The 4,657-nt window shown below is 61.0% G+C and carries 5 protein-coding genes; 2 read left to right on the plus strand and 3 right to left on the minus strand.

Features of this window, described 5'->3' with window-relative positions; all coding sequences use genetic code 11:
- On the plus strand, window positions 1-575 hold a 575-nt coding region (locus ACRCSW_RS07820; RefSeq protein WP_438703997.1), incomplete at its 5' end, for an NADPH-dependent F420 reductase.
- 42 nt (window positions 576-617) lie between these two features.
- Here the strand turns inward: ACRCSW_RS07820 and ACRCSW_RS07825 are convergent.
- From ACRCSW_RS07825 to ACRCSW_RS07835, 3 genes are all read right to left on the minus strand, one after another.
- The gene (locus ACRCSW_RS07825; protein WP_438703998.1) at window positions 618-1,403 is read right to left on the minus strand and encodes a hypothetical protein; all 786 of its coding nucleotides are present in this window, start codon (window positions 1,401-1,403) and stop codon (window positions 618-620) included.
- A gap of 72 nt (window positions 1,404-1,475) precedes the next feature.
- Window positions 1,476-1,739, minus strand: coding sequence for a hypothetical protein (locus ACRCSW_RS07830; RefSeq protein WP_438703999.1), 264 nt, complete (start codon window positions 1,737-1,739; stop codon window positions 1,476-1,478).
- A 305-nt stretch (window positions 1,740-2,044) separates the two neighbouring features.
- A complete protein-coding gene (locus ACRCSW_RS07835) occupies window positions 2,045-3,103 on the minus strand; it encodes a LacI family transcriptional regulator (RefSeq protein WP_438704001.1) in 1,059 nt (352 codons plus the stop codon).
- A 453-nt stretch (window positions 3,104-3,556) separates the two neighbouring features.
- On the opposite strand from ACRCSW_RS07835, the gene ACRCSW_RS07840 reads away from it, so the two are divergent.
- Complete coding sequence (locus tag ACRCSW_RS07840) at window positions 3,557-4,507, plus strand: helix-turn-helix domain-containing protein (protein WP_438704002.1); 951 nt, start codon at window positions 3,557-3,559, stop codon at window positions 4,505-4,507.
- The last annotated feature ends 150 nt before the right edge of the window (window positions 4,508-4,657 follow it).

Consider the following 4,657-nt stretch of genomic DNA (forward strand, 5'->3'; position numbering starts at 1 on the left):
TTGCCGCGACTATTTCCAACAGCCGCGGGCCGGAGTCGCTGGCCAGTCTGATCGCAGACATTGGCGGCCCGATCACTGCAGGCACAACGGCCGAGGCTGCCAGCGCCGACATCGTCGTACTGGCCGTGCGGTGGGCCGATGTGGAAGCTACCCTGTCCGGTCTGCCAGCATGGAACGGTCGCATCCTTGTGGACGGCACAAACCCGGTGCTGTTCCTTGATCCCGACTCCGAGGACGCAAAGGATACCACCAACCCACTGGCCGCCTATGGCATCAAGGCGGTGGACCTTGGCGGCACTGGTTCGACCGAGATTGTTGCTGGCTTCGCACCCGGCGCACGCGTCGTGAAGGCTTTCAACCACCTTGAGGTTAGTCTGCTGGCAGAGCCCGAGGTGTCAGGGGGCAAGCGCGTGCTATTCTACGCCGGCGATGATGCGGCGGCAAAATCCGACGTGCGCGACATTCTGGATCGGGCAGGCTTCTTCCCGGTCGATCTGGGAGCCCTGAGCGTCGGTGGCCCGCTGGCCGAGCCTCCCTTTGGCGCCCTCACGGGGACGAGCTTCATCAAGATCTGAAATCCGGGCCCGAGAACAATGAGGGGTTCCGTCCGGCGCCGCTCAGTTTGTTTGTCCGTCGATGTCGGGGACGTCGAAGTGGATCGCATCCGGCTTCGCTGAGTCCATGCGAAGATATCCGAGGACGCGGTTGCCCAGCGCGGGATCAAGCACGAGGATCTCGCCTTCATAGACTCGGAAATCTGTCAGTTCCTCGATGTTCGTGTAGTGGGTGATCAAAAGCAGCGGTCCGGTTGGCCCGCGCTTCTTCCAGTCGTCAATGGCCTCCTTGATCGGAACAACGGACGGAGCGCCGCCCAACGACAGCAACAGTCCCAGACCGTAATCTTCCGCGACCTGGACAGATCGGTCGTATCCCGGGGTAATGCTGAGAATGCCCTCCATCAAAGCATCAAATGTCTCCGCGTTACGGCACCACGGACTGACCCTGATTCCTGTGGGGAGAATTTCGCTGACGGCCAAGTGCATCCCAAGCTGCCGCATTGCCTCCTTCCCCTCGGCCGTCATCATCCGCTGGCGCGTGCAGTCCTTTGGGTCTACTCCGCGCGCGTCGATCTGGGACCAGTCGGTCGGACCATGGCGCATCAGAAGAACGATGTCCTTGCGATAGAGATCGCTGAGCATCGTGATTGGTTCAAAGCGCAGCGAGCCTTGGAGTTGGTCCGCAATTTCGGTCCCGGAATCCGGGTGGACGATCCCGGAATGCCCCTCATTCTTGAGGGCCATGTCACCCTGGCCCAATCCCTGGGCGTCGACATGAGCAACCGACAGCAAAGCAAAGACCGCCGCAACCAGAGCAGACTTTTCCGTCCCAATCCTGCGCGCCATGATCCACGATCCTTTCACCTCGAGTCACCCCGCCCAATCCGGGCGGGGCGACGTTTGTTGCAGAGTTGAGGGCTAGCGCGCCCGTGCCAGCTCGATGGCTTCTTCGATTTCCTGCTTGGTGTCGGCACCGTCATTGACCCGTGCGATGACTTCGGCCACTTGCGCGACGGTCAGTTCATCGACGTTCACATCAATGCCGTAAGAGGAAATCATGTTGTTCAGCTGCAGTTGCAGCATGTCGAGACCCTGCGACATCTCGGTCGGGTTGAAAGCCTGCGCGGCAGCGAATCCGGCGCCGGCAATAGTGAAGGCAAGAGCGAGAGAGAGGCGGTTCATTTGTTTCCCTTTCTGGAGTGACAACGTACCGCAACACTACGTTTCCCGCGCCGGGATGGCGTTTCCGGGATTGCTGTCAGGGGCCCAGCCTTGCGGGTCTTTTTCGGGCGTTTCTTGAGGAAGGGATGCTGCCGGGTGTCACGTCTCGCGGTGACGGGGCGAACAGATGTAGCCTTGTTAAATGTCGGCGGGCGTGGCGAAGCAATCACCTCGGGCTCGACGAGCGGTCATGGCACACGGTGTGCCCGCCCCCCGGGCGACATTTGCAAGCGGCGGGTTTTTCGGGTGCCGCGACGGCGGACCGCTCAGCCGGTTCTTCTTTCAGGCAGGTCACTCGTGGACTGCAACGTCACCGTCGTCGGAACTACCAGGGTCTGCAGCTCCGACACGGACCTTCCCTCGATCGACCCGAGCAGGGCTTTGGCGAGGCCCCGGCCGGTGTCCAGCACGTCCTCGTGGACCACGTGAAACGCGTCGCCAAATACGGGAAGGTTTGCGAAAAGCTGCTTGGTGACGATATCGACGTCGCGACCGATGACGACACCGACATCCTTCAGGCCGGCCTGGATTGCGAGAATCGCGCCGCCCGTGCCGCTTACCCCGCCCGCGCTGTTGATCAGCCCATCCGGGGCGGGGGTTTGCCGCATCAGGTTTCTCACTCCAATCCTGATCTGCTCGATCGTGCTGTCGTTCGAGATACCCTGGAATCGCACTTCCTCCAGCCCGTGCTCGGCCACCGCCGCCGCGAAGCCTTGCCGCGTGTGGTCGTGAAAGCTGAGGCCCGCAGGCGGGGCGAGCAGTGCCAAACGCTTGCGCCCCCGACTGGCGAGGCAATCGACGGCAATTCTGGCATAAGCCTGGTTGTCGAAATCGAAGTAGGGGTGCTGGACACCCATATGCGTCCGGCCATGGGTCACGAAGGGCATGCCTTCCTGGATCATGTACTTGACCCGCATGTCCTCGGGCTCGATCCGGGAGATTATGATTCCGTCCACGGCTTCGGTCTCGACCAGGTGCCTGATCGGCGCGACGGGATCGCCGTATTTTGAATAGGGCGTGACGATCAGATGATAGGGCGAGCCTGCAAGCGCCTCGGTGATCCCGCAGATCATCTGCGACACGAAGCTGCCGATCTGCTCTTCGGTATCCAGGACGAGGCTGATGACGTTCGTCTTTCCGGTCCGCAGCCGTAGACCCGCCCGGCTGGGATGGTAGGAAAGCTGGCGTGCCATGTCCTGAACGGATTTGCGCGTCCTTGCGCCGATCTTTTCATCGTCACGAAGGGCGCGCGAGACGGTTGTGACGCCCAGACCCAACGCAGTTGCGATGGTCTTTAGCGTCGGCTTCTTGTTACGTGGTTCCAATCAATGCGCCCCGGTTCTGGTCTGTTGCTTCTGGCTGGCTCCGCTCATTTAACTGCCAATCCAGGTCGGTTCCACTCTTTCATATCCAACGGGCTCCGACCGGTTTCGGCGCCGGGTCACGCCTAACGACCGAGCCTGTCATCGAACGACAGGCTCTGCTTCCGGTGGTCTGAGCTATTCTCTGCCACTTTTGACGATCCTGAGTTGCAACGATACACAATTTTTGTGTTACGATACAACTATAGAATCAATGTCGACCCATGGCACCATTTTTTGTTCAACGAGTTTGAACGGACGCTTCGACCGAATGACCTTAGGGCCAGGCCAATGAAGACGAAGCCATCTGCGCAAATGGCACCGACCGTCGCGCAACTGCCAAGGACCAGGGCCTTCCTCGGCTCAGGATGCGAACTTGCTACAAACCCGTGTTGCCATCCGAGAGGAGACACAACAATGACATCGCCCGCGTACTCGTCCGCCTCCCAATGGTACCGCGAAGGCGGACAGGCTTCCCATGTGCGAACGATGAAATCCCCAGGGGGAATCCTTGATCTTCTTGAGATTGAGGGACAGGCCGGAGACCGGTCCCGCCCTGCCGTGCCGGATATCACCCTCTATCAGGACGTGCACGGCGGCTGTCGTATCAGGGGCGACCTCGGCGGGGGACGCTTTGGTCTGACGACCAAGAAAGGCGGCATCGTGCTCGCTGCGCCGAACTTCGCCACCACGACAATTGCGGATACGAGCCATCGGGTTCGCTGTCTGGCGTTCCCGATGGCGCAGTGGGAAAGCGTCCTCGATGAAGCCACTAGTGGCCGGTTCTCGTCCGACAGCTCCTATGTCTACGGCCGGGTGTTTGACTGTCCAAACATCAGATCAGCGCTCCGGAATCTGTGGGCCCTGTGTGACGAGCAGGGCGCACCGTCGGGGCTACTGGCACGGGCCGCAGGTTGCGAGATATTGGCCGAGCTATGTCGGTTGTGCGGGGCGCCACTCGGGCCGACAAAGGGCGGCCTCGCCCCGTGGGCCGAGCGGCGCTGTCTGGAACTGATGCGGGCGCGGCTTTCGGATGACGTCAGCCTCGACGAACTGGCTGCCGAGGCGCAGCTCTCTCCATTTCATTTCGCCCGCATGTTCAAGCAAAGCCTTGGCGTGCCGCCTCGGGTCTACCTGACTCGCCTGAGGCTCGAGAGAGCCTGCGACCTCCTCGAAACAACGGACCTTCCGGTTACCGAGATCGCCTTCGAGGTCGGGTACTCCTCCAACCAAGTGCTTGCCCGGGTTTTCACGAAGCACCGGCGGATGAGCCCATCCGACTATCGGCGGGCGGTCCGCGACCCTGTGCGACAAATCTCGATGAGTGCGAAGGGGCCGGCTCTTGCGACCTTCGAGGTGCAGCAATGACACTGCAATCCTATTCGTCTTTCGCCCAATGGTACCGCGAAGGTCATCTCGCATCTTATGTGCGCACCATGAAATCCCCCGGCGGAATTCTCAATCTACTTGAAGCCGCGCAACCCGCTGGGGACATGTCCGATCCTGCCGTGCCGGATA

Source organism: Tabrizicola sp., assembly GCF_051645465.1.
Classification (GTDB): domain Bacteria; phylum Pseudomonadota; class Alphaproteobacteria; order Rhodobacterales; family Rhodobacteraceae; genus Tabrizicola.